The organism is Streptomyces himastatinicus ATCC 53653 (assembly GCF_000158915.1).
In the GTDB taxonomy this organism is placed as follows: domain Bacteria; phylum Actinomycetota; class Actinomycetes; order Streptomycetales; family Streptomycetaceae; genus Streptomyces; species Streptomyces himastatinicus.
Genome location: NZ_GG657754.1, coordinates 2,438,852 through 2,440,017 on the forward strand (window position 1 = coordinate 2,438,852; position 1,166 = coordinate 2,440,017).

1 protein-coding gene is annotated in these 1,166 nt (G+C 76.3%); it reads right to left on the bottom strand.

Annotated features, from left to right (window positions below):
- Positions 1 to 858 (bottom strand): inositol-3-phosphate synthase (locus tag SSOG_RS09620; RefSeq protein WP_039937037.1); only part of this gene is annotated, 858 nt, incomplete at its 3' end.
- Positions 859 to 1,166 lie beyond the last annotated feature (308 nt).

Sequence of the window (1,166 nt, forward strand, 5' to 3'; positions counted from 1 at the left end):
GAGCGCGGGCACGTTGTCGATGTGCAGCTCGCCGTCCGGGACTTCGCCGAGGGTGTCGGCGAGGACCCGCGCCTTGCCCGCGTTCTTCGCGGCCGCGGCGGCGGGGTCGGCGAGCGCGGCGCCGTCGCCGCCGCCCAGCAGGTTGGTGCCGGACCACGCCCGTACGGACAGGGCGCGCTGCGCGAACATCGGCGCGAGCACGGACCGCAGCAGCGTCTGCCCCGTCTTGCCGTCGCGCCCGGCGTACGGCAGTCCGGAGCGGGCGGCCTCGGCGTGGAGGCGGGGGTGGTGCAGCCCGCTGGAGGGGGTGAAGTTGATGTACGGACACCCGGCGCGGAGCGCGGCGCAGGCGTAGAGCGAGCTGGGCGGCAGCCGGTCGCCGTCGGTGGGGACGGGTTCGGTGGAGGCGACGTTGACGACGACGACGCGGGCGAGGTGATGCGTACGGCGGAACGCGTCGAGGTCGTGGGCGAAGGCGTCGATCAGCGCGTCGTCGCCGCGGGTGTCCCCGGGCTGCGGTCCGCCGGGGCGGATCGCGTCGTCGGCGGCGGTCAGTTCGGCGCGTACGGCATCGGGAAGCCCGTACGGCAGCACTCCCTCGGCGGCCAGCGCCTCGGCGCGCTTGGGGAGCGGGGTGGTGGCGGTGTCGTGGCCACCGAAGACCAGATCGCCGAGCGCGGGCAGCCCGCTGTCCGCGAACGGCGCGGTCTCGGTCACCATCCCGGTCGCGGGCTGAAGCCCCGCCGCGACGGCGGCGCACCCGACGACGGCGGTGGTGGCGACCGAACCGCGCGCGCCGATGAGCCAAATGCCGGTGGGGTGGTGGCGGGGGTTCGGGGTGTCGGGGCCGGTGGTCACAGGCTGCCTCCCGGGTGCCGGTCGGTGGTGCGAGTACGCGGTGGCGGTGGCCGTGGGGGGGGTGCGCGGTGCGGGTGCGGTGGTGCGCGTGCGGTGCTGCCGGTGTGGTGCCGTCGGTGTGGGGTGCGGTGGTGCCCGGGCAGACGCCGGGTCGTGGTGCCGGATCGCCGTGCGTTGGTGCTGTTGCGGCACCGGAGGTGCGAGGCGCGCTGGTGCGGGGCGGGTGGTTTCGGGCTCCGTTCGGGAGCGGTGGCAGGGCGCGTGCAGGGCGGGCGGTGTTGCGGCAAGACGCCGGGGCGCAGGTCGTC